This window comes from Streptomyces sp. (genome assembly GCF_035645055.1).
GTDB lineage: Bacteria > Actinomycetota > Actinomycetes > Streptomycetales > Streptomycetaceae > Streptomyces.
Map to the genome: position 1 here is coordinate 1 of NZ_DASQNH010000030.1, position 20,627 is coordinate 20,627.

A 20,627-nucleotide genomic window follows, 5' to 3' on the forward strand; every position below is an offset into this window, starting at 1 on the left:
CTCGCGCCAGGCGATGGCGGTCTCGTTGGCGTCGGCCGGGCGGACGACGTTCAGGCCCGGGATGGCGCGCAGCGCGGCCAGGTGCTCGACCGGCTGGTGGGTCGGGCCGTCCTCGCCGAGGCCGATGGAGTCGTGCGTCCACACGTACGTCACCGGCAGCTGCATCAGCGCGGACATGCGCACCGCGTTGCGCATGTAGTCGGAGAACACCAGGAAGGTGCCGCCGTAGACGCGGGTGTTGCCGTGCAGGGCGATGCCGTTCATCTCCGCGGCCATCGAGAACTCGCGGATGCCGAAGTGGACGGTACGGCCGTACGGGTTCGCCTCCGGCAGCGGGTTGCCCGCCGGGAGGAACGAGCTGGACTTGTCGATGGTGGTGTTGTTGGAGCCCGCCAGGTCAGCGGAGCCGCCCCACAGCTCGGGGATGACCTCGCCCAGGGCCTGGAGCACCTTGCCGGACGCGGCACGGGTCGCGACCGCCTTGCCGGGCTCGAAGACCGGGATCTTCTCCTCCCAGCCGGCGGGCAGCTCGCCCTTGCTGATCCGGTCGAACTCGGCCGCGCGCTCCGGCTGGGCCGTCCGCCAGGCGGCGATCCGCTTGTCCCAGGCGGTGTGCGCCCGGGCGCCCCGGTCGAGGGCCCGGCGGGTGTGCGCCAGGACCTCGTCGGCGACCTCGAAGGACTGCTCCGGGTCGAAGCCGAGGATCCGCTTGGTGGCGGCGATCTCCTCCTCGCCGAGCGCGGAGCCGTGCGACGCCTCGGTGTTCTGCGCGTTCGGCGCGGGCCAGGCGATGACCGTGCGCATCGCGATGATCGAGGGCCGCCCGGTCTCGGCCCGGGCGGCCGTCAGCGCCGCGTACAGGGCGTGGACGTCGACGTCACCGTTGTCGGCGGGCTCGATCCGCTGGGTGTGCCAGCCGTACGCCTCGTACCGCTTCAGCACGTCCTCGGAGAACGCGGTGGCGGTGTCGCCCTCGATGGAGATGTGGTTGTCGTCGTAGAGGAGGACCAGGTTGCCCAGCCTCTGGTGGCCGGCGAGCGAGGAGGCCTCGGCGGAGACGCCCTCCTGGAGGTCGCCGTCGGAGACGATCGCCCAGACGGTGTGGTCGAAGGGGGACTCGCCCGCCGGCGCGTCCGGGTCGAACAGACCGCGCTCGTAACGGGCGGCCATCGCCATGCCGACGGCGTTGGCGACACCCTGGCCCAGCGGGCCGGTCGTGGTCTCCACCCCGGCGGTGTGCCCGTACTCGGGGTGACCGGGCGTCTTGGAGCCGTGGGTGCGGAACGCCTTGAGGTCGTCCAGGCCCAGCTCGTACCCGGCGAGGTAGAGCTGGGTGTAGAGGGTCAGCGAGGTGTGGCCGGGGGAGAGGACGAAGCGGTCACGGCCCGCCCACTCGGGGTCCGCGGGGTCGTGCCGCATCACCTTCTGAAAGATCGTGTACGCGGCGGGGGCCAGGCTCATCGCCGTGCCCGGGTGCCCGTTGCCGACCCGCTGTACGGCGTCCGCCGCCAGCAGGCGGGCGGTGTCGACGGCACGCCGGTCGAGGTCGCTCCACTCGAAGCCGCCGGTTGTCTGCGTGCTCATCTGATCGCAGTCCCCTTCAAAAAGTCATTGATCTCGGTGTTTCCACTGGTCAGCCGCGTTCGACTCTAAAAGTCTGACTTTTTCGCGGGAAGGTCTGGGTGTGTCAGCCTGTGGTGAAAGTGGGACACCCGGACGGCAAGGTGCGGGACCGAGACGGTACGAGACGGATATGGCGGACAGAACACACCAAGAGGGCGACAGTGACGGCATCAGAACCTTCGCCTTCCCCACCGACCTCAGCATCAGCGGCGTCGGCATGCAGGTCGGCCCGATGGGCGCCGGCCGCACCTGGCACTCCACGGCACCGCCCGACCGTGTCCACCGCATCGACTTCCACGTCGTGATGGTCTTCGCCGCCGGCCCCGTACGCCACATGGTCGACTTCACCGAGTACGAGGCGACGGCCGGCGACGTGCTGTGGATCCGCCCAGGACAAGTGCACCGCTTCACGACCACGAGCGAGTACCGCGGAACCGTCCTCACCATGCAGCCCGGTTTCCTGCCCCGCGCCACCGTCGAGGCGACCGGCCTCTACCGTTACGACCTGCCGCCCCTGCTCCACCCCGACCCGCCGCGGCTCGCCGCGCTGGAGGCCTCACTCGCCCAGCTGCGCCGCGAGTACGAGGACACCGCCACCCTCCCGCCCGGCCTGCACACCGCGGTCCTGCGCCACTCCCTGACCGCGTTCCTGCTGCGCCTCGCCCATCTCGCGGCCAGCTCCGCCGAGGCGTCCAGCCGGCCGGGCGACACCACGTTCACCCTCTTCCGGGACGCCGTCGAGGCGGGCTTCGCCACCAATCACAGTGTCAGCGCCTACGCCGACGCCCTCGGTTACTCCCGCCGCACCCTCGTGCGCGCGGTACGCGCCGCGACCGGCGAGACACCCAAGGCGTTCATCGACAAACGGGTGGTGCTGGAGGCCAAGCGCCTGCTCGCGCACACCGATCTGCCGATCGGCCGGGTGGGTGTCGCGGTGGGCTTCCCCGACGCGGCGAACTTCTCCAAGTTCTTCCACCAGCACACCGACACGACCCCGGCGGCCTTCCGCGCGGAGCTGCGATAGCGCGAACGGGGCTCCACGCGCGCGTGGAGCCCCGTTCCGGGGAGGCGGCGGACCGCTGTCAGCGGCCGAAGGTGAACCAGTTCACGTTCACGAAGTCCGCCGGCTGTCCGCTGGTGAACGTGAGATACACGTCGTGGGTGCCGGTGACCGAGGAGATGTTCGCCGGGACCGTGCGCCACGACTGCCAGCCGCCCGTGTTACCGACCGCGAAGCTGCCGATCGGCGGGTTGGTCCGGCTGTCCAGCCGCACCTCGACGAGACCGCTCACCCCGGAGCCGGCCCCGCTCGCGACCCGGGCGGAGAACTGGGTGGCGGGCGTGGAACCGAAGGTGACGCCCCGGTAGAGAGCCCAGTCGCCGTTGCCGACGGCGCCGACGTTCTGGCCGCCGCCCGTGTCGGAGGTGGACTCGGTGATCACGCCGGACTGGCCGTCGAACGACTCGGCCTGGATGGCGCTGTAGGCGTCACGGTTGCCGGTCGGCGGGGGCGTGGTACCGCTCCCGCCGGCCGACAGCACCTGGACGTAGTCCACCACCATGGAGTGGCCCGGGACCGTGCCGGCGTCCGGGCCGCCGCCGAAGGCGTCCGGGAAGCCGCCGCCCATCGCCACGTTGAGGATGAGGAAGAAGCCGTGGTCGGTGGCGTTGGTCCAGGTCGTCGCGTCCACCTGGTTCTCGCGGACGGTGTGGAAGTGGGTGTTGTCGACGTAGAAGCGGATCTCCTCCACGCTCGCCGAGCGGTCCCACTCCATGCGGTAGGTGTGGAACCCGGCCTGGCAGGTGGTGCCGGGGCACGCGGTGGACCCGCCGATGCCGCTGGTCTCGTTGCACGGGCCGCCCGGCGAGGTGCCGCAGTGCATGGTGGCCCACACCGTGTTCAGGCCCTGGGTGTTCTCCATGATGTCCAGCTCGCCGACGGCGGGCCAGTTCCAGTAGTTGCCCCGGTAGGGCGCGCCCAGCATCCAGAACGCGGGCCAGTAGCCCTTGGCGGCGGCGCCGGTGACGTTCGGCACCTGGATGCGGGCCTCTACGCGCAGCTTGCCGTTCGCCGGGGGCTGGAAGTCGGTGCGGTTGGTCTCGATCCGGCCGGAGGTCCAGCGGCCGGACGCGTCGCGGCGCGGGGTGATCCGGAGGTTGCCGTTGCCGTCGAGGGAGACGTTGTCGGTGCTGGACGTCATCGTCTCGATCTCGCCGGTGCCCCAGTTGGCGGGGCCGCCCGGGTAGCCGGTGCCGGTCGCGTAGCGCCAGTTCGTGGTGTTCACGCCGGTGCCCGCGGCGCCGTTGAAGTCGTCGACGAAGACCTGCGTCCAGCCGGACGGGGGCGGCGGGGCGGCGGCCGTCGCGGACGGGGCGGTGACCGTCGCCGCGGCCGCCGCCAGACCCAGGACGCCGACGGCGGCGATCAGGGCCCGCCGCAGCGGGCCCCGTCTGTGCGAGGTGCCGGAGGGTGCACTCATGTGGGGGTGCCTCTCGATACGGAAGGGGGTGCGCGGGTGTCCGCCGAGAGCGCCCATCACATGATGAGAGCGCTCTCAGAGTGCGCCCAATGTGCTCGCCGCCACCGTCGGCGTCAAGAGGTGAAACCGAGAAAGTCCTTCCCGTCCAGGGGAGTTCACTCCCTGAAGGAGGAAACGCATCCCCTGAAGGGGACGTCCGCCCGTACGGATCAGACGGTGGCCTCCCGGTACGCGTACACGGTCGTCGCCACCGCGCACACCCCGGGCTGGATCATCTGGGCGCGGAGGGTGCCGGTGCCCGGGTCGTAGTCGACGCCCTCCGTCTCGTAGCCGCCGCCGGTGCACGCGCTGCGCTGCGGCAGCGCGAACAGACTCGTCACCGTGCCGGTCACGGGTCCGCCGTCCAGCGCGTGCTCCAGGTCGACCTGGAGCAGCGGACGCGGCTCGGGGAAGTGCGTGCCGGACGCGTCGTTGGAGGCGCACACCAGACGGGTGTCCGTGACGAAGTCGCAGCCCTGGATGTCGCGCACCGGCCGGTCCAGCGTGATCTGCCCGGCCTCCGCGAGCGTGCCGCCCGTGGCGGGGGTGCTCGGGTTCAGCAGCGGGGCGGGGAAGACCTGGAGCCGGTGCTGTTCGCCCCACTCGCCGGCGACCAGCCACCGCGCGTCGGGCGAGACGGCGGCGAAGGAGTTGTTCACCTTCTCGCCCTGGCTCAGCGGGTGGACGTACTCGTAGCGCTTCCCGGCCGGGGTGGTGACCGCGAACATCTTCGACGGGGCCGTGTCCGCGCCCTGGTAGGCGTCGACGACATGACCGCGCGCGATGTCCGGGTCGCCGACGTGGTTCCAGCCCTTCAGCCGCAGGCTCAGCGGGATGTCGGCGAGCCCCCGGTACAGCAGGGAGCCGTCCGCGTGGCTGGCGAGGCCCTGCCCGCCGCCCAGGGTGTCGGTGTACGCCGTTCCGGTCTCCGTCCAGACCGGCGCGCCCGCGGCGGAGGTGGTGCCCGCGCCCAGGGCGAGGGCACCGGTCAGGGCGGTGACGGTGAGAAGTTGACGCTTCATCAGACTCCTGTCACGCGTGGGAGATGGCGTTCGCATGGAACCACGTGCGCGGCGCGGGGTCACCGTCCGGGGAAGGACGAAGCCGCGGCGAGTACTGTGCTCACGTGCCGGCAGGTGATCAGTACTGTGCTCACGTGCCGGCAGGTGATCGCGGTGGAGAGGCGGGAGCGGCGTGCGGCTGACGATTCTGGGCGGCGGCGGATTCCGGGTGCCGCTGGTGTACGGGGCGCTGCTCGGGGACCGGGGAGAGGGGCGGGTGACCCGGGTCGTCCTTCAGGATCCCGACGCCGGCCGACTGCATGCGGTCTCCCGTGTGCTGGCCGAACAGGCCGCCCACGTCCCGGACGCCCCCGAGGTCATCGCCACCACGGACCTCGACGAGGCCCTGCGCGGCGCCGACTTCGTCTTCTCCGCGATCCGCGTCGGCGGGCTGGAGGGGCGCGCGAACGACGAGCGGGTCGCCCTGGCGGAAGGGGTGCTCGGCCAGGAGACGGTCGGCGCGGGCGGCATCGCCTACGGTCTGCGCACGGTCCCGGTCGCCGTCGACATCGCCGCCCGGATCGCCCGCCTTGCCCCCGACGCCTGGGTCATCAACTTCACCAACCCGGCGGGACTGGTCACCGAGGCCATGTCCCGCCGCCTCGGCGACCGCGTCATCGGCATCTGCGACTCGCCGGTCGGCCTCGGCCGCCGGATCGCCCGGGTGCTCGGCGCGACCGACCCCGCCGAGGCGTGGATCGACTACGTCGGCCTCAACCACCTCGGCTGGGTGCGCGGCCTGCGGATCGCGGGCCGCGACGAACTCCCGCGCCTGCTCGCCGACCCCGCCCTGCTCGGCTCCTTCGAGGAGGGCAGGCTGTTCGGCGCCGACTGGCTCCGGTCGCTCGGCGCGATCCCCAACGAATACCTGCACTACTACTACTTCAACCGCGAGACCGTCCGCGCCTACCAGGAGGCCGAGCGCACCCGCGGCGCCTTCCTGCGCGACCAGCAGGCCGGCTTCTACGCCGAGGCCGGCGATCCGGCGGTGTCCGCCCTGGCCGCCTGGGACCGCACCCGCGCCGAACGCGAGGCCACCTACATGGCGGAGAACCGGGAGACCGCCGGCGCCGGCGAGCGCGAGGCCGACGATCTGTCCGGCGGCTACGAGAAGGTCGCCCTCGCCCTGATGCGGGCCATCGCCCGCGACGAGCGCACCACCCTCATCCTCAACGTCCGCAACCGCGGCACCCTCACGGTCCTCGACACCGACGCGGTGATCGAGGTGCCGTGCCTGGTCGACGCCAACGGCGCCCACCCGGTGGCCGTGGACCCGCTGCCCGGCCACGCCACCGGTCTGGTCTGCTCGGTCAAGGCGGTCGAACGCGAGGTGCTGTCGGCCGCCGAGTCCGGCTCCCGCACCACGGCGGTGAAGGCGTTCGCCCTCCACCCGCTCATCGACTCGGTGACGGTGGCCCGCAGGCTCGTCGACGGCTACAAGGCCGTCCATCCCGGCCTCGCCTACCTCGCATAGGCGACACCGGGCACCCCGAGAAGGGGCGCGGGGAACTGCGCGACCAGCCCCCGGCACCCGACCTACAGCGACACCACCTCGGCCGCCAACCCGACGGAGCCGACCCGCTGCTGCGGCAGAGAGACCTGCCGCAACGGCCGCGGCCCCGCCACCACCGTGTAGTCCTGCCCCAGGAACGGCGGCGTGATCTCGCCCGGGTCGTCCCCGAGCGCCATCCGCACCGCGGCCCACGGCGCGTTGATCCCGCACAGCGACAACTGGTGCAGCCCGCCCGCGGGCCGCGCGTTCACATCCATCAGCACCGGCCGCTCGCCGAACATCCGGAACTGGATGTTGGACAGGTAGTGCAGCCCGAACCCCTCCGCGATCCGCCGCGCCGGCTCCAGCCACTGCTCGTGCAGCGTGAACCCGCGCCGTCGGCCGTTCTTGGTGCGGCCCACGGCCAGCCGCACCCGGTTGTCCGGTCCGGTGAGGCAGTCCACCGACACCTCCGGCTGCTCCAGGCGGGGCATCACCAGCCAGTCGACGGGCTCCTCCGCCTGCCGCACCGCCTCCACCGCCAGGTCGAGCGGGACGTACGGGGTCGGGAACCCTTCGAGGTGAAAGAGTGAGAAGGGGGCGCGCGTGACGACCCGGAAGCCCACCCCGCCCGCACCGGACGCGGGCTTGAAGCACGCCTTGTGCCCCGCCGCCTCCAACTCGTCGACCGCCGCGACGAGTTCGTCGGCGTCGCGGACCCGCCACCACGGCGGCACCGGCACCCCGATCGCCTGCACGGCCTCGTACGCGATCACCTTGTCCTGGAAGACGGCCACCGCCTGCGGCGGCGGCGCCAGCAGCGCCGTGCCGATCGCCTCGAACTCGGCGCGGTGCGCCACGATCGCCGCCTGGTGCAGCCGCGGCACGAACACATCGATTCCGCGCCGTGCGCACACGTCGAGGGCGTACTCCGCGTACGCCGCGGGCGACAGGCCCTCGGGCTCCAGTTCCGCGGTGTCGGCGGCGGCCAGCACGGGTGAGTCCGGATCCCCGTGGGTCGCATGGATCTCGACGGCCCGATCGCTGGGATTTCGGCGCAGCTGATCCATGAAGAACACGTTCTCCGCGTACGTGCGGTTGAGCCAGACGCGTACGCGAGAGACCATTCAGGCCGCCTTTCACGGTTCGCGGGCACGGCGGAGCAGGGCCGGCCCGGCCAGGGGAATGAGGGAGGGACACCGAACCGCCCCTGAGCGAAGGGGTTCGTGGCGGTGGTGTTGGGCAGATCATACGGCTTCACGGCCACTCGCGTGCAACGCGTGTGTTACGGCTCGTACCACGGGTAAGGCGTACGGCCCGCACCACCGGCCGGCGCGGCGACCCGGGTCGCCCTTGCCCGACACCGCGCACGTGTGTTCTCGTGGTGCCGTTCGCGGGACGTGACGGGACGTGACGGGAGGGGCGACAGGTGACATCGACGGCCGGTGGTGCCGGGCAGCTGCTGGCCATCAGCGACCTGCACATCGGATACGAGGAGAACCGCGCGCTGGTCGAGAAGCTCCGCCCCGGGACCGACGACGACTGGCTCCTCGTGGCCGGTGACGTGGCGGAGTCCGTGTCCTCGATCGAGTGGGCGCTGAAGACCCTCGCCGGACGCTTCCGCAAGGTCGTCTGGGTCCCCGGCAACCACGAACTGTGGACCCACCCCTCGGATCCCGTCACCCTGCGCGGCGTCGCCCGGTACGAACACCTGGTCGAGATGTGCCGCCGCCTGGACGTCGTCACCCCCGAGGACCCCTACCCCGTCTGGGAGGGCCCCGGCGGCCCGGTCGCCATCGCCCCGCTCTTCCTCCTCTACGACTACTCCTTCCTCCCCGAGGGCTGCGCCTCCAAGGAGGAGGGGCTGGCGTACGCGCACAAGACCGGTGTCGTGTGCACCGACGAGTATCTGCTCCACCCCGACCCCTACCCGACCCGCGAGGACTGGTGCCGGGCCCGGGTCGCCGCAACCGAGGCGCGTCTTTCCGCGCTCCCCGAGGACCTGCCCACCGTCCTGGTCAACCACTGGCCGCTGGACCGGCATCCGACCGAGGTGCTGTGGTATCCGGAGTTCGCCATGTGGTGCGGCACCCGGCTGACCGCCGACTGGCACCGCCGCTTCCGGGTCGAGGCCATGGTCTACGGCCATCTGCACATCCCGCGGACCACCGTGCACGAGGGCGTCCGCTTCGAGGAGGTGTCGGTGGGATACCCCCGTGAATGGCGCAAGCGCCCGCACCCGCCGGGCCGGCCGCGCCGCATACTCCCCAGGGAGGTCTGAGCCCGGTGATCGAGGACCTGCTGCCCGACGCGGTGATCGCGGTCGAGGCGCACGGAAGCGACGAGATCGTGGAGACGCCGCTGTTCCCCGGCGAGGAGCGGTTCGTGGCGCTGGCCGTGGCCAAACGGCGCCGCGAGTACGCCACCGTGCGCGCCTGCGCCCGCCGGGCCATGGAGAAGCTGGGAGTGCCCCCGCAGGCGATCCTGCCGGGTGAACGGGGCGCGCCGCAGTGGCCCGACGGGCTGCTCGGCAGCATGACCCACTGCGACGGCTACTGCGCGGCGGCGCTGGTCCGCGCCGCCGACCTGGCCTCCCTCGGCATCGACGCCGAACCGCACGCGCCGCTCCCGGACGGGGTGCTGGAGGCCGTCGCCCTGCCCGGCGAGCGGGAGCGGCTGCGCCGGCTGGCCGCCGAGCGCCCCGACGTACACGGGGACCGGTTGCTGTTCAGCGCGAAGGAGTCCGTCTACAAGGCGTGGTTCCCGCTCACCGGGCAGTGGCTGGAGTTCTCCGAGGCGGACATCGACATCACCGTCGGCCCCGACGACCCGGCGCGCGGCCGGTTCCGCGCCGAACTCCTCGTGCCCGGGCCACTGGTGGAGGGTCGCCGGATCGGCCGCTTCGAGGGGCGCTGGGCCGTCCGTGGGGGCCTGGTGGCGACCGCGGTGACGGTGCCGGGCTCCTGACCCGGCGCGGAGGGCCGGGACGTTCGGCACGCTGTCAGGCGGGACCTTCGGCACGGTGTCACGAGTGCGGGTACCAGCTGTGCAGCAGCCGGAAGAACTCCTCCTCGTTGCCGTTCAGCCCCGCCTCCGCCAGCGCCTGTTCGGCCTCGGCGAGCACGGCGGGCGGCACGACGGGCGGTCCGGGCGCCCCGTGCGGGCCGGGCGCGGTGTCGAGAGCGGCCCGCACGGTGTGCAGCAGCCGCAGATAGGCCTGGACGGCGGCGCGCTCGCGGTCGGTCAGCACGGCGGTGGACATCGGTCGGCTCTCCCCGTCTCGACAGCGTGCCCCGCACGGTGCGGGGCCTGTGTCCAGCTTGCCGCCTGCCACTGACAATCGGCCCCCGTGCCCGCGGGGTTCGCCCGCTCAGCGGAGCCGAGAGCGCGGCGGAACGAGCCGGGAAAAGCCTCCCCACGCTGGGCCGAACGGTCGACGGCGGCGGGCCCGGGACATCCGCCCGGTCAGGCCTCGGGCCGCTTGACGCTCTCCAGGAGCATGTCCAGCCATTCGGCGACCTTGTCGCGGTGCTGGTCGGTGGGCAGTTGGGCGGCCCGCCAGGCGATCCCGCGCACGCCGTGGTCCTGGAGCAGCCGCTCCAGCGGGTCGTCGGGCGCGCCGGCCGCCGCAGCGCGTTCCCGGTCGGCGAGCTTCTGGAGCAGTTCCTGCTCGGTGCGTTGCAGGGCGCCCGCCAGCGCTTCGGGGTCCTCGGCCGTCAGGAAACCGGCGTGCACGCGGAAGAAACGCTGGATGGCGTCGCAGTGCTCCATGGTGGGGCGGCGGTCGCCGTTGATGAGCGCCCCGGCCTGCTGCCGGGACATGCCGGCCCCGTCGGCTATCTCCTGCTGGGTGTACCGGCGGCCGTTGGGCTTCAGCCGGGTGCGCCGCAGCAGGTCCAGCCGCTGCAGGAAGCGCGCCTGCACATCGGGCTCTCCGGCGGGCCGGCCGCGCAGCAGCTCCTTGACCACCGGCTCGGGGACACCGCAGGCGACGGACAGCCGGGCGGTGTCGAAGACCTCGGCGTGCGGCACGCCGAGCCGGTCGGCGAGCGCGGTGACGCGGGCGACCACGGCCGGCAGCACAGCCGTCGCCGTGGCGCCCGGAACCTCGTAGCCATCCGTCACCGACAGGTCTCCTACGTCTCTCACAGGCTTCTCACAACTGGTTGCCGTGAACTTCCCGGAGAGTAGCCGGTGCTTCGAACTCACATCCAGGTCTCGCCACAACTGTGGCCAATTTCAGCCGTCAACAGGCATGAAATGCCACGATAGTTGACACGCCTCGCGTCGGGGCCCCAGGATCAAGGCGCCGCGTGAAGGCCGCAGAGGCAAGAGGGGTGACCTCCCGATGGCGTATCAGGCAGGAGGGCAGCGGTCCGAGCTGCGGCCCGTACCCGAGTGTCCCGAGGCCCAGGCGTATCTGGAGGACTACGCCGTACTGCTCCAGGCCGTCCCCTTTCCCTCCGTCGTCGTCGACCACGCCTGGGACGTCGTCGCCGCCAACAGCGCGTTCGAGACACTTTTCCGGGGCGTGGGACCGCATCCGACGGCGATGCCGTGGGACAACTTCCTCAGATTCGTCCTGTTCCACCCCGAGGCGGGCACCGTCCTCGGCGAGCACGAGTCGCGCTGGTGCCTGCCGATGCTGGCACACTTCGCCGCCGCCTTGGAGCGGCAGGGCCAGGACCACCGGCTCCAGGCGATCCGCCGGGAGATCGCCCAGGACCCCATCATGGAGGCGGCCTACCGGCACGGTCTGCCGCACTGGATCCGCGCGGTCGGCCAGGCGGCCGTCGAGCACGACGGCGCGATCCGTCCGCTGCTGCACCCCGACCCGCGCTGGGGCGCCACGGACTGCCGTATCGTCGGCGAAACCCCCAAGACCCTGCAGGATCTGGGCTACGCCCGGCTGACGCTGGTGCTGCGCGAGCCGCGCCGCGCGGCGTCCGTCCCGCGCCGGCGCGCCCGCGCCCGCCGTGCGGCGGGCCACCTCAGCGTGGTCCCCGCCCCCGAGGTCTGACCGGGCACCGCCGGCGTTCAGGTCGCCGACGGCGCCACGGTCGGACCGGGGCGCGCCCCGATGTGCCGCCCCGTCTTCCGCTTCGGCCGGAAACACACCTCACGTACCCGTGACTTTCACATGGGCGCCACCACACCCTTCCCTGACGTTTGGTGCTCTTGGAACACTCCTTCCGCGCGCATTCCGTCATGGCCATCCGGCCGGCCGAACAACGTCAGGACGAGAGGTCCCCACCCATGCCCGAAGTCAACCGGCGCAGATTCCTCCAGATCGCGGGTGCCACCACGGCGTTCAGCGCGCTGGCCGGCAGCATCGAGCGCGCCGCGGCCCTGCCCGCCGACCGTCGCTCGGGAACGATCGAGGACGTCGAGCACATCGTCGTGCTGATGCAGGAGAATCGTTCCTTCGACCACTACTTCGGGAAACTGCGCGGCGTCCGCGGCTTCGGCGACCCCCGCCCGGTCACCCTCGACAGCGGCAAGCCCGTCTGGCACCAGCCGGACGGCGGCAAGGACGTACTGCCCTTCCACCCGGACGCCGACGACCTCGGCATGCAGTTCCTGGAGGGCCTGCCGCACGGCTGGACCGACGGTCAGCAGGCCTACAACGGCGGCAAGTACGACCGGTGGATCCCCGCCAAGGGCACCACCACCATGGCGTACCTGACCCGTGAGGACATCCCGTTCCACTACGCGCTCGCCGACGCCTTCACCGTCTGTGACGCCTACCACTGCTCGTTCATCGGCTCCACCGACCCGAACCGCTACTACATGTGGAGCGGCTCCACGGGCAACGACGGCACGGGCGGCGGCCCCGTCCTCGGCAACGACGAGCTGGGCTACGGCTGGACCACCTACCCCGAGCGCCTGGAGAAGGCCGGGATCTCCTGGAAGATCTACCAGGACATCGGCGACGGCCTGGACGCGGCCGGTCACTGGGGCTGGATCGCCGACGCCTACCGCGGCAACTACGGCGACAACTCCCTGCTCTACTTCAACAGCTACCGGAACGCCACCCCCGGCGACCCGCTGTACGACAAGGCCCGCACCGGAACCGACGTCAAGAACGGCGACGGCTACTTCGACCGGCTGCGCGCCGACGTCAGGGCCGGCACCCTGCCGCAGGTCTCCTGGATCGCCGCGCCCGAGGCCTTCTCCGAGCACTCCAACTGGCCGTCCAACTACGGCGCCTGGTACATCGCGCAAGTCCTCGACGCGCTGACCTCCAACCCGGCGGTCTGGGCGAAGACGGCCCTGTTCATCACGTACGACGAGAACGACGGCTTCTTCGACCACGTGGTGCCGCCGCTGCCGCCGAAGGACGCCTCCCGCGGCAAGTCCACGGTCGATGTCTCCCTCGACCTCTACCCGGGCGACAGCAGGCGCCCCGCCGGCCCCTACGGGCTCGGCCCGCGCGTGCCCATGCTGGTCGTCTCGCCGTGGAGCAAGGGCGGCTGGGTCTGCTCCGAGACCCTCGACCACACCTCCGTCATCCGGTTCATGGAACGCCGCTTCGGCGTCCACGAGCCGAACATCTCGCCCTGGCGGCGCGCGATCTGCGGTGACCTCACCGCCGCGTTCGACTTCTCCCGCACCGACACCCGGCCGGCCGCGCTGCCCGGCACCGACGGCTACGAGCCGCCGGACCGCGAGCGCCACCCCGACTACCGCCCGGTGCCGCCCGCGCACCCCGACATGCCCCGGCAGGAGCGCGGTCTGCGCCCGGCCCGCCCGCTGAGGTACGCCCCGCTGGTGGACGGCTCGGCGGACCCGGCGGCCGGGAAGTTCACCCTCACCTTCGCCTCGGGGGCGAAGGCCGGGGCCGCCTTCCTGGTCACCTCCGGCAGCCGCACCGACGGCCCGTGGACCTACACCACCGAGGCCGGCAAGACCGTCTCCGACACCTGGAACTCGGTCTACTCCAAGGGCCTGTACGACCTGACCGTGCACGGACCCAACGGCTTCCTGCGCGTCTTCAAGGGCCCCGGCAGGAAGGCCGGTCCGGAGGTGACCGCCCGGCACACCGGCGACGACGTCGAGCTGACCTTCACCCACAAGGGCTCCGGCACGGTCCGGCTGAAGCTGGCCGACGGCTACGCGGGCACCTCGCGGACCCTGTCGGTGCGGCCCGGCGCGGTCGTCCGGCACACCGTCGACCTCGCGGCGAGCCGGCGCTGGTACGACCTGACGGTCACCTCCGACGCCGACCCGGCGTACCTGCGGCGCTTCGCCGGGCACGTGGAGAACGGGCAGCCCGGGGTGAGCGACCCGGCGATCGTCACCGAGTAGCCGCGCTCCCGCTCAGAGCGGGGTCAGATGCCCCGGGTCGGGCTGCGGCTGCCGGGGCACCAGGGACGGCTCGGCCCGGGGCAGGGCGGTCAGGGCCGCCTCGGGCTCGGTCGCGGGTGCGGGCGCCTGCCGAGGTGCCGTACGCGCCAGCAGCACCACGCCCCAGGCCGCGAGCGCCGCGCCCGCCAGTGCCAGGAGCACCCCCGCGGGACCGCCCTGGAGGCGTTCGCCGAGCAGGGAGAGGCCGATCACCGCGGCGGCCACCGGGTTGGCCAGGGTCACCATCGCCAGCGGCGCGCCCAGGCCGCCCCGGTAACCGGCCTGCGACAGCAGCAGCCCGCCGGTGGCGAGCGCCGCGACGAGCAGCGCGACGGCGATCACCTGCACGTCGAGCACCGGTCCTGACCGGTCCGTGGCGGCGACCGTCACGGTCTGGGTGAGCGCGGAGGCGACACCGGAGGCGATCCCGGACGCGGTGGCGTGCCGCAGCCCGGGCCGGGCGCCGGGCCGGGCGAGCGAGCCGATCAGCACCGCGGTCACCCCCGCGACTCCCAGCGCCTCCGGGACGCTGAGCACATCGTCGGGCGCCGGCCCGGACGCCGTGACCAGGACCGCGGCCAGGCCCGCGAGGGTGAGCGCGGTGCCCCGCCACTCGGCCGCGCTGACCCGCCGGCCGGCGATCCGCGCGCCCAGCGGCACCGCCGCGACCAGCGTGAGCGCGCCCAGTGGCTGCACCACGGTCAGCGGCCCGTAGTTCAGGGCGACGACGTGGAGCAGCGCGCCGGTGGCGTTCAGCGCCACCGCGACCCACCACGCGGCGCTGCCGAGCAGCCGCAGCACCCCCGAGCCGGGGCTGCGCGCGGCCAGCCGCTCCTGGGCGACCGCGGCGGCGGCGTAGGCGACGGCGGAGAACACCGACAGCACGAGAGCGAGGGCCATGGCGCTCATCGGCCCGCCTCCACCAGGGCGTTCGCCCCGGCGGGCACGCTGTCGGGCCGTACGGCCCCGGGGCGGCCGGCCGGTGGCGTGGAGACGGCCACGGCGGTCGAGGCGGTTCCAGCGGTTCCGGTCCGGGACCCGGCCTCGGCGGGCGCGTCGAGCCGGGCGGCCGGACCGGCCGCGCGCAGCGGCGGGCGGAGCACGGCGAGGGCCAGGCCGAGCAGGGCCGCGGCGACGAGGGAGTCGAGCCAGTAGTGGTTCGCCGTGCCCACGATCACCAGCAGGGTCAGCCCCGGGTGCGCCAGCCACAGCCACCGCAGGCGGGAGCGGGTCGCGGCGATCAGCCCGATCGCGACCATCAGCGCCCAGCCGAAGTGCAGCGAGGGCATCGCCGCGAACTGATTCGAGAGCGTGTCGGTGGACGGCGGCCCGTACACCGACGGTCCGTACACCCGCCCGGTGTCGATCAGCCCCGACGCCGTGAGCATCCGGGGCGGGGCCAGCGGAAACGTGAGATGCAGCACGAGCGCCGCGGCGGTCACGGCCGCCAGCACCCGGCGTGCCCACAGGTAGTGGCCGGGACGGCGCAGGTACAGCCAGATCAGGAGGGCGGCGGTGGCGGGGAAGTGCACGGTCGCGTAGTAGGTGTTCGCGGCGCGGACCAGGAGGTCGCCGTGCAGCAGCAGGGACTGCACGGCGCCTTCGCCGGGCAGCCGGAGGGCTCGTTCCAGGTCCCACACATGGTGCGCGTTGCCGAAGGCCGCGTCGGTGTGTCCGGTCGCCAGCCGGCGGCCGGACTTGTAGAGGAGGAAGAGCCCTGCGACGAGCAGGAACTCCCTGACGAGCGGCGGCCGCGCTGTCGCGCTGCCCGGCTCCGCTGGCGCAGGCTCGGTGCGGGCATTCATCCCCCGGCCCCTTCGCTGACGGTGGTGGTGCGTGTGGTCCATGGGGAGCCGTGGCTCCCGGTGCGCGGGCGGCGAGGTAATCGATACGGCCGCGTACCGATACGCCAGTGTACCGATACGTTCGAGTACCGGTACACTGGCGTATCGAAAGGCAGTCCCGCACTCATCCAGGGAGAAGAGCCGATGACGTCGCAGGCCGCGGACCGACCGGACCCGGTCGTCGCCTCGCGCCGCTCCAAGCTCACGCCCGAGCGCGAGCAGGAGTTCTTCGACGCCGTCCTGGACCAGATCCGCGAGTGCGGCTACGACGCCGTCACCATGGAGGGCGTCGCCGCCAGCACCCGCTGCAGCAAGTCCACGCTGTACCGGCAGTGGAAGACGAAACCCCAGTTCGTTGCCGCGGCCCTGCGCTCCAGCCGCAGAGTGCGCTTCGAGGGCATCGACACCGGCTCACTCGCCGAGGACCTGCGCGAGGTCGCCCGCTGCGCCGCCGTGTGGTCGGCGAAGGACACCAAGCTGCACCAGGCGCTCGGCCACGCGGTGACGCAGGACAAGGAGCTGGCCGGCGCACTGCGCGAGGCGCTGATCGAGCCCGAGATGGCCGCGCTGGAGGAGATCCTGCGCCGCGGTGTCGAGCGCGGTGAGGTCGCGGCGGACAACCCGGCGCTGCCGTTCGTCCCCGCGCAGTTGTTCGGCGTACTGCGGGTCCGGCCGGTCCTGGAGGGCCGTTACGCCGATCCGGACTACCTGGTCCGGTTCATGGAGGCCGCCGTGCTCCCGGCGCTCGGCCTCACCTAGGACTCGGATCGCGCCGTCCATGGGATGACTGGACGGCCGGTCCGGCCGCGCCGCACCGTGGGGACGGGGGCGGCGCGCACCCGGCCGGGTGGGGTTCCTCCGGAGCGGAGAGGAGCCCCACCCGGCCGACGTGTCGGTACCGGCCGGGGCCGGCGGCTCAGACGTCCTGACCGTTGCCGGCGGCGGGGCCGGCCTCGATGCCCTCCGTGATCTCGTCGAGGAGGGACACCTTCTGGTCGGCGTCCACCCCGCAGCGCACCACGACGATCCGGTCGCCGTCGGCGGGGGAGGGGAAGGCGAGCGACTGGACCAGGCCGTCGGCGCCCTTGCTGGTGACCGCCTTCCAGCGGACCAGGTACCCCTTCTGCCCGGCCACGGTGACCGCCTTCGACGCCAGCACCTGGTGGGAGGTGATCTCGCCGTACGAGCTGCCGCCGTAGGACTCCTTGGCGTTGGCCGCGATGTCCGCCTTCGCGACGGCCTCCGCGGTGCCGCCCCTGGTGCCCAGCAACTCGGCGGGCGCCGAGTACGCGCCGCCCTTGGTACAGGTCTGGGAGGTCTCGCCGGGGCAGGGGTAGGTGTCGTCGGACGTCATCTGCGCGCCGACCTCCATCGCCTGCCCGGTCCAGCCGTCCGGCACCGGCATGCTGATGCCGTTCACGGTGTCGGAGAGCGTCCCGCCGCCCTCGACCTCCGGCGCCTGCGGCTCGCCGGGGCCGGGCGACTGATCGCCGTCGGGGCCCCCGGAGCCGCCGTCGCGGCCGTCGCGCTCCTGCCGCGAGTCGGCACGGCTCGTGCCGCCCCCGTCCTCCTTGGTCAGCGTGTACACGCCGAACCCGATGCTCGCGAGGACCGCCGCGGCCACCGCGGCCGCGATTCCCGTCCGCAGGCCACGGCGCGAGGTGGGCGGCGGCTGCACCGGATACCCGGGATAGCCCGGGTGCGCCGGGTAGACCGGGAAGCCGGCCTGCCCGAAAGCCCCGGACCGTTCCGGATGTCCCGGCTGGCCGGGATACGCCGGCTGGCCGGGCTGTCCTGCCGGTCCCGGCGGAGCGACCGGAGCGCCGTACGCCGGACCCGCCCCCGCGGCAGGCGGCCCCGCCGGCGGACCCCAGGCGGCGGCAGGCCCCGCGGGACGGATCTGGTCCGTCCATGCCTTGCCGTCCCACCAGCGGTCGGTGGCGGGACCGTCACTTGTCTGCCCGGGGTCGGGGTACCACCCGGGGGGAGTCACCTGCGTCATGAGCCCACCGTAAGAGGCGACGGTGAAAGCCGGATGAGAGGGACCGGACCGTTCACCGCCGATACCGGACACACCGTTACGTACCGCCGCCGCACGGCTCCCGCACCACCAGTCGCTCCGGCGCCCGCAGCCCCGACGGCGGCAGCCGCAGCCCGTTCCGGCCCGGCGTCACCGAACCCAGAACGCTGGGGTGCCGGGCACCGGTGCTCGCCGGAACCGTGCCCGGCAGACCGTGCACGGTCAGAAAGCCCAGGACGGCGAAGGAGTACGCCTCCTTCGCGGCCACGGGCAGGCCCAGCCCGTCCGAGGTGCGCACCGGCACCCCCGCCAGCCGCTCGCGCAGCATCCGCATCAGCACCGGGTGGCGGGTGCCGCCGCCCGAGGCGATCACCTCCGTGCCGCCGACCCGCCGCACGGCGTCGGCGACCGTCTCGGCGGTCAGCCGGGCCAGCGTGGCGAGCACGTCCTCGGCGGGCAGCGCGCCCAGCCCGGACAGCGCACGGCCCAGATGACCGGCGTGGAACAGTTCCTTGCCGGTCGTCTTCGGCGGCGGCAGCGCGTAGTACGGCTCCGCGAGCAGCCGCCGCAGCAGGAACGGATGAACGGTGCCCCGGGCCGCGAGGGCGCCCTCCGCGTCGTACGGCAGCCGCCCGCCGCCGAACTCCCGGGCCGCCGCGTCCAGCAGCGCGCACCCGGGCCCGGTGTCGAAGGCGGTGCCGTCCGGCGCGGTGAGGTTGGCGATGCCGCCGAGATTGAGGGCGACCGGGGTGCCGGGGCGCCCACGCAGCCACAGCAGGTCGACCAGGCTGACCAGCGGTGCGCCCTGGCCGCCCGCGGCGATGTCCCGGGGGCGGAAGTCGGCGACCACCGGCAGGCCCGTCGCCTCCGCGATCCACGCGGGCTGCCCGAGTTGCAGGGTGCCGTGCACCCGGCCCGCCTCGGCCCAGTGGTACACGGTCTGGCCGTGCGAGGCCACCAAGTCCGCCCGCCCGTCGCACAGTTCCCGGTCCGCGCGGACGGCCGCCGCCGCGAAGGCCTGACCGATCCGGGTGTCCAGGCGGCACACCTCGGCGAGCGAGCAGGTCCCGGGCGGGAGCGCCGCGGCGAGCGCCGCCCGCAACTCGTCGTCGTAGCGTTCGCTCACCATGCCGAGCGGCCGCAGCACGAGACGGTCGCCGGCCGGCTCCAGATCGGCCGCCGCCGCGTCGATCGCGTCGTAGGACGTGCCGGACATCAGCCCGATCACGCGCATACGGTCACCCGCCTTCCGGCGATCGCACACGGTCGCCCGCAGGCCGTCCACTGCCCACGGCGATCCGCCCCGTCCCCACCCCCAACGCCACCGCGCTCACCGCGCACACCCCCGCCGCGTAGTACGCCGGGACGTCCGCGTTCCCGGTCCGTTCCACCACCTCGGTGATCAGGAGCCCGGCGCAGCCGGAGAAGACCGCGTTGGAGAGGGAGTAGGCGAGTCCCAAGCCGGTGTAGCGGACGGTCGTCGGGAACATCTCGGCGAGCAGTGCCGGGCCCGGCCCCGCCATCAGCCCCACCACGGCGCCCGCCCCGGACACCGCCACACCCTTCACGGCGAGCGACACGCCCGGGTCCTGGAGGACGTTGAGCAGCGGTATCGCGAGGGCTGCCACCAGCAGCGCGCCGGTCAGCATCACCGGACGCCGGCCGAGCCGGTCGCTGAGCAGCCCCGCAGGGAGGATCGCCGCCGCGAAACCGAGATTGGCCAGCACGGTCGCCACGAGTGCCTGCTGGAAGCTCGCGTCGAGGGTGCTCTGCAGATAGGAGGGGAGGACGACGAGGAAGGTGTAGCCGGCCGCCGCCCAGCCCATGATCCGTCCCGCGCCGAGGGCGATCGCCCGCGCGACCTCCCGCCCGGGCGGCCGGACGAGCGCCTCCGCCGCCCGGAACGCCGGGGTCTCGTCCAGCCGCAGCCGCAGCCACAGTGCGCCGAGTCCCATCGGCAGCGCCAGCAGGAACGGCACCCGCCAGCCCCACGCGCCGAGCCGGCTCTCGTCCAGCACGGTGGCGAGCAGCGCGGCCACGCCCGCCCCGCCCAGCAGGCCGAGCGCGACCGTGAACGACTGCCACGCCCCGTACAGCCCCCGCCGCCCCGGCGGCGCGAACTCCGTCATCACCGACACGGCGCCGCCGAACTCGCCGCCTGCGGACAGCCCCTGAACGACCCTCAGCAGGGTGAGCAGCCAGGGCGCGAGGGCGCCGGCCGTGGCGTAGGTCGGCAGGACCCCGATCAGTGTCGTCGCGGCCGTCATCAGCACGATGACCAGGATCAGCACCGGACGCCGGCCGATCCGGTCGCCGAGCCGCCCGAACAGGGCCGCGCCGACGGGCCGGAAGAAGAACGCCAGCGCGAACGAGGCGTAGGTGCGCACCAGGCCCTCGATCTCGCTGCCGCCCTCCGGCGTGAAGAAGCGCGCCGCGATGATCGTGGCGAAGTAGCCGTAGACGCCGAACTCGTACCACTCGATGAAGTTGCCCACCGAGCCCGCGATCAGCGCCCGGCGGGACCGCGACGGTGCCTCGGCCATGCCAACCAGCCTTCGCACCGCGCCGGTTGACTGTCAAGAGACCTTCACCGGGGTGGCCTGAGCAGCAGGCGCTCCGCCCCGGCATACCAACCGCCACCCCGGACGGCAAGAGGTCGTCCGACCCTCCACCACCGGGGGGCCTGGACGGCTACGCTCGCCCTGTACGTCGTTCGGGCGA

At 73.0% G+C, this 20,627-nt stretch carries 18 protein-coding genes; 7 read left to right on the plus strand and 11 right to left on the minus strand.

Going from position 1 to position 20,627, the window contains the following annotated elements; translation table 11 throughout:
* A partial coding sequence (locus tag VE614_RS09360; protein WP_324934626.1) for a transketolase occupies positions 1 to 1,584 on the minus strand: 1,584 nt, incomplete at its 3' end.
* 169 nt (positions 1,585 to 1,753) lie between these two features.
* On the opposite strand from VE614_RS09360, the gene VE614_RS09365 reads away from it, so the two are divergent.
* Positions 1,754 to 2,647: an AraC family transcriptional regulator gene (locus VE614_RS09365; protein ID WP_324934629.1), complete on the plus strand. Its 894-nt coding sequence runs from the start codon at positions 1,754 to 1,756 to the stop codon at positions 2,645 to 2,647.
* 58 nt (positions 2,648 to 2,705) lie between these two features.
* On the opposite strand, the gene VE614_RS09370 is transcribed toward VE614_RS09365, so the two are convergent.
* Both VE614_RS09370 and VE614_RS09375 read right to left on the minus strand, forming a co-directional pair.
* The gene (locus tag VE614_RS09370) at positions 2,706 to 4,103 is read right to left on the minus strand and encodes a glycoside hydrolase family 16 protein (RefSeq protein ID WP_324934631.1); all 1,398 of its coding nucleotides are present in this window, start codon (positions 4,101 to 4,103) and stop codon (positions 2,706 to 2,708) included.
* A 209-nt stretch (positions 4,104 to 4,312) separates the two neighbouring features.
* The gene (locus VE614_RS09375; protein ID WP_324934632.1) at positions 4,313 to 5,164 is read right to left on the minus strand and encodes a hypothetical protein; all 852 of its coding nucleotides are present in this window, start codon (positions 5,162 to 5,164) and stop codon (positions 4,313 to 4,315) included.
* A gap of 172 nt (positions 5,165 to 5,336) precedes the next feature.
* Between VE614_RS09375 and VE614_RS09380 the strand changes: the two genes are divergently transcribed.
* Complete coding sequence (locus VE614_RS09380) at positions 5,337 to 6,677, plus strand: 6-phospho-beta-glucosidase (RefSeq protein ID WP_324934634.1); 1,341 nt, start codon at positions 5,337 to 5,339, stop codon at positions 6,675 to 6,677.
* A 62-nt stretch (positions 6,678 to 6,739) separates the two neighbouring features.
* Here the strand turns inward: VE614_RS09380 and VE614_RS09385 are convergent, their stop codons facing one another.
* Positions 6,740 to 7,822 carry an ATP-grasp domain-containing protein gene (locus VE614_RS09385; RefSeq protein ID WP_324934636.1) on the minus strand — a complete coding sequence of 361 codons (1,083 nt, stop codon included), beginning with the start codon at positions 7,820 to 7,822 and terminating at the stop codon, positions 6,740 to 6,742.
* A 302-nt stretch (positions 7,823 to 8,124) separates the two neighbouring features.
* On the opposite strand from VE614_RS09385, the gene VE614_RS09390 reads away from it, so the two are divergent.
* Together VE614_RS09390 and VE614_RS09395 are read left to right on the plus strand one after the other, a co-directional pair.
* The gene (locus VE614_RS09390; protein ID WP_324934638.1) at positions 8,125 to 8,976 is read left to right on the plus strand and encodes a metallophosphoesterase; all 852 of its coding nucleotides are present in this window, start codon (positions 8,125 to 8,127) and stop codon (positions 8,974 to 8,976) included.
* Between the two features lie 5 nt (positions 8,977 to 8,981).
* Positions 8,982 to 9,662, plus strand: a complete 681-nt coding sequence (locus tag VE614_RS09395; protein ID WP_324934640.1) for a 4'-phosphopantetheinyl transferase family protein — start codon at positions 8,982 to 8,984, stop codon at positions 9,660 to 9,662.
* Between the two features lie 58 nt (positions 9,663 to 9,720).
* Here VE614_RS09395 and VE614_RS09400 read toward each other — a convergent pair whose 3' ends face one another.
* Positions 9,721 to 9,957 carry a hypothetical protein gene (locus tag VE614_RS09400; RefSeq protein ID WP_324934641.1) on the minus strand — a complete coding sequence of 79 codons (237 nt, stop codon included), beginning with the start codon at positions 9,955 to 9,957 and terminating at the stop codon, positions 9,721 to 9,723.
* A gap of 203 nt (positions 9,958 to 10,160) precedes the next feature.
* Positions 10,161 to 10,820 (minus strand): helix-turn-helix transcriptional regulator, encoded by a 660-nt coding sequence (locus tag VE614_RS09405; RefSeq protein WP_324934643.1) that lies wholly within the window; start codon positions 10,818 to 10,820, stop codon positions 10,161 to 10,163.
* Positions 10,821 to 11,043: 223 nt separating this feature from the next.
* Here VE614_RS09405 and VE614_RS09410 point away from each other — a divergent pair, with 223 nt between their 5' ends.
* Both VE614_RS09410 and VE614_RS09415 read left to right on the plus strand, forming a co-directional pair.
* Positions 11,044 to 11,715 carry a hypothetical protein gene (locus tag VE614_RS09410; RefSeq protein WP_324934645.1) on the plus strand — a complete coding sequence of 224 codons (672 nt, stop codon included), beginning with the start codon at positions 11,044 to 11,046 and terminating at the stop codon, positions 11,713 to 11,715.
* A gap of 236 nt (positions 11,716 to 11,951) precedes the next feature.
* Entirely contained in the window at positions 11,952 to 14,003 is a 2,052-nt protein-coding gene (locus VE614_RS09415; RefSeq protein WP_324934647.1) for a phosphocholine-specific phospholipase C, read from the plus strand.
* A gap of 12 nt (positions 14,004 to 14,015) precedes the next feature.
* Here VE614_RS09415 and VE614_RS09420 read toward each other — a convergent pair whose 3' ends face one another.
* Together VE614_RS09420 and VE614_RS09425 are read right to left on the minus strand one after the other, a co-directional pair.
* Positions 14,016 to 14,951, minus strand: a complete 936-nt coding sequence (locus VE614_RS09420; RefSeq protein WP_324934649.1) for a hypothetical protein — start codon at positions 14,949 to 14,951, stop codon at positions 14,016 to 14,018.
* The gene (locus VE614_RS09425) at positions 14,948 to 15,847 is read right to left on the minus strand and encodes a phosphatase PAP2 family protein (protein ID WP_324934650.1); all 900 of its coding nucleotides are present in this window, start codon (positions 15,845 to 15,847) and stop codon (positions 14,948 to 14,950) included. The genes VE614_RS09420 and VE614_RS09425 overlap by 4 nt, the downstream gene beginning before the upstream one ends.
* A gap of 183 nt (positions 15,848 to 16,030) precedes the next feature.
* On the opposite strand from VE614_RS09425, the gene VE614_RS09430 reads away from it, so the two are divergent.
* The gene (locus VE614_RS09430; RefSeq protein WP_324934653.1) at positions 16,031 to 16,645 is read left to right on the plus strand and encodes a TetR/AcrR family transcriptional regulator; all 615 of its coding nucleotides are present in this window, start codon (positions 16,031 to 16,033) and stop codon (positions 16,643 to 16,645) included.
* Positions 16,646 to 16,802: 157 nt separating this feature from the next.
* Here the strand turns inward: VE614_RS09430 and VE614_RS09435 are convergent, their stop codons facing one another.
* The 3 genes from VE614_RS09435 to VE614_RS09445 form a co-directional block, all read right to left on the minus strand.
* The gene (locus tag VE614_RS09435; protein ID WP_324934655.1) at positions 16,803 to 17,888 is read right to left on the minus strand and encodes a DUF2510 domain-containing protein; all 1,086 of its coding nucleotides are present in this window, start codon (positions 17,886 to 17,888) and stop codon (positions 16,803 to 16,805) included.
* 76 nt (positions 17,889 to 17,964) lie between these two features.
* Entirely contained in the window at positions 17,965 to 19,140 is a 1,176-nt protein-coding gene (locus VE614_RS09440; RefSeq protein ID WP_324934656.1) for an anhydro-N-acetylmuramic acid kinase, read from the minus strand.
* 4 nt (positions 19,141 to 19,144) lie between these two features.
* Entirely contained in the window at positions 19,145 to 20,449 is a 1,305-nt protein-coding gene (locus VE614_RS09445; protein ID WP_324934658.1) for an MFS transporter, read from the minus strand.
* Between the last annotated feature and the right edge of the window lie 178 nt (positions 20,450 to 20,627).

Coding starts and splice junctions, on each gene's coding strand:
- VE614_RS09365 (WP_324934629.1), top strand. CDS start 1,754: ATGGCGGACAGAACACACCAAGAGGGCGACAGTGACGGCATCAGAACC.
- VE614_RS09370 (WP_324934631.1), bottom strand. CDS start 4,103: ATGAGTGCACCCTCCGGCACCTCGCACAGACGGGGCCCGCTGCGGCGG.
- VE614_RS09375 (WP_324934632.1), bottom strand. CDS start 5,164: ATGAAGCGTCAACTTCTCACCGTCACCGCCCTGACCGGTGCCCTCGCC.
- VE614_RS09385 (WP_324934636.1), bottom strand. CDS start 7,822: ATGGTCTCTCGCGTACGCGTCTGGCTCAACCGCACGTACGCGGAGAAC.
- VE614_RS09400 (WP_324934641.1), bottom strand. CDS start 9,957: ATGTCCACCGCCGTGCTGACCGACCGCGAGCGCGCCGCCGTCCAGGCC.
- VE614_RS09410 (WP_324934645.1), top strand. CDS start 11,044: ATGGCGTATCAGGCAGGAGGGCAGCGGTCCGAGCTGCGGCCCGTACCC.
- VE614_RS09415 (WP_324934647.1), top strand. CDS start 11,952: ATGCCCGAAGTCAACCGGCGCAGATTCCTCCAGATCGCGGGTGCCACC.
- VE614_RS09420 (WP_324934649.1), bottom strand. CDS start 14,951: ATGAGCGCCATGGCCCTCGCTCTCGTGCTGTCGGTGTTCTCCGCCGTC.
- VE614_RS09425 (WP_324934650.1), bottom strand. CDS start 15,847: ATGAATGCCCGCACCGAGCCTGCGCCAGCGGAGCCGGGCAGCGCGACA.
- VE614_RS09430 (WP_324934653.1), top strand. CDS start 16,031: ATGACGTCGCAGGCCGCGGACCGACCGGACCCGGTCGTCGCCTCGCGC.
- VE614_RS09435 (WP_324934655.1), bottom strand. CDS start 17,888: ATGACGCAGGTGACTCCCCCCGGGTGGTACCCCGACCCCGGGCAGACA.
- VE614_RS09440 (WP_324934656.1), bottom strand. CDS start 19,140: ATGCGCGTGATCGGGCTGATGTCCGGCACGTCCTACGACGCGATCGAC.
- VE614_RS09445 (WP_324934658.1), bottom strand. CDS start 20,449: ATGGCCGAGGCACCGTCGCGGTCCCGCCGGGCGCTGATCGCGGGCTCG.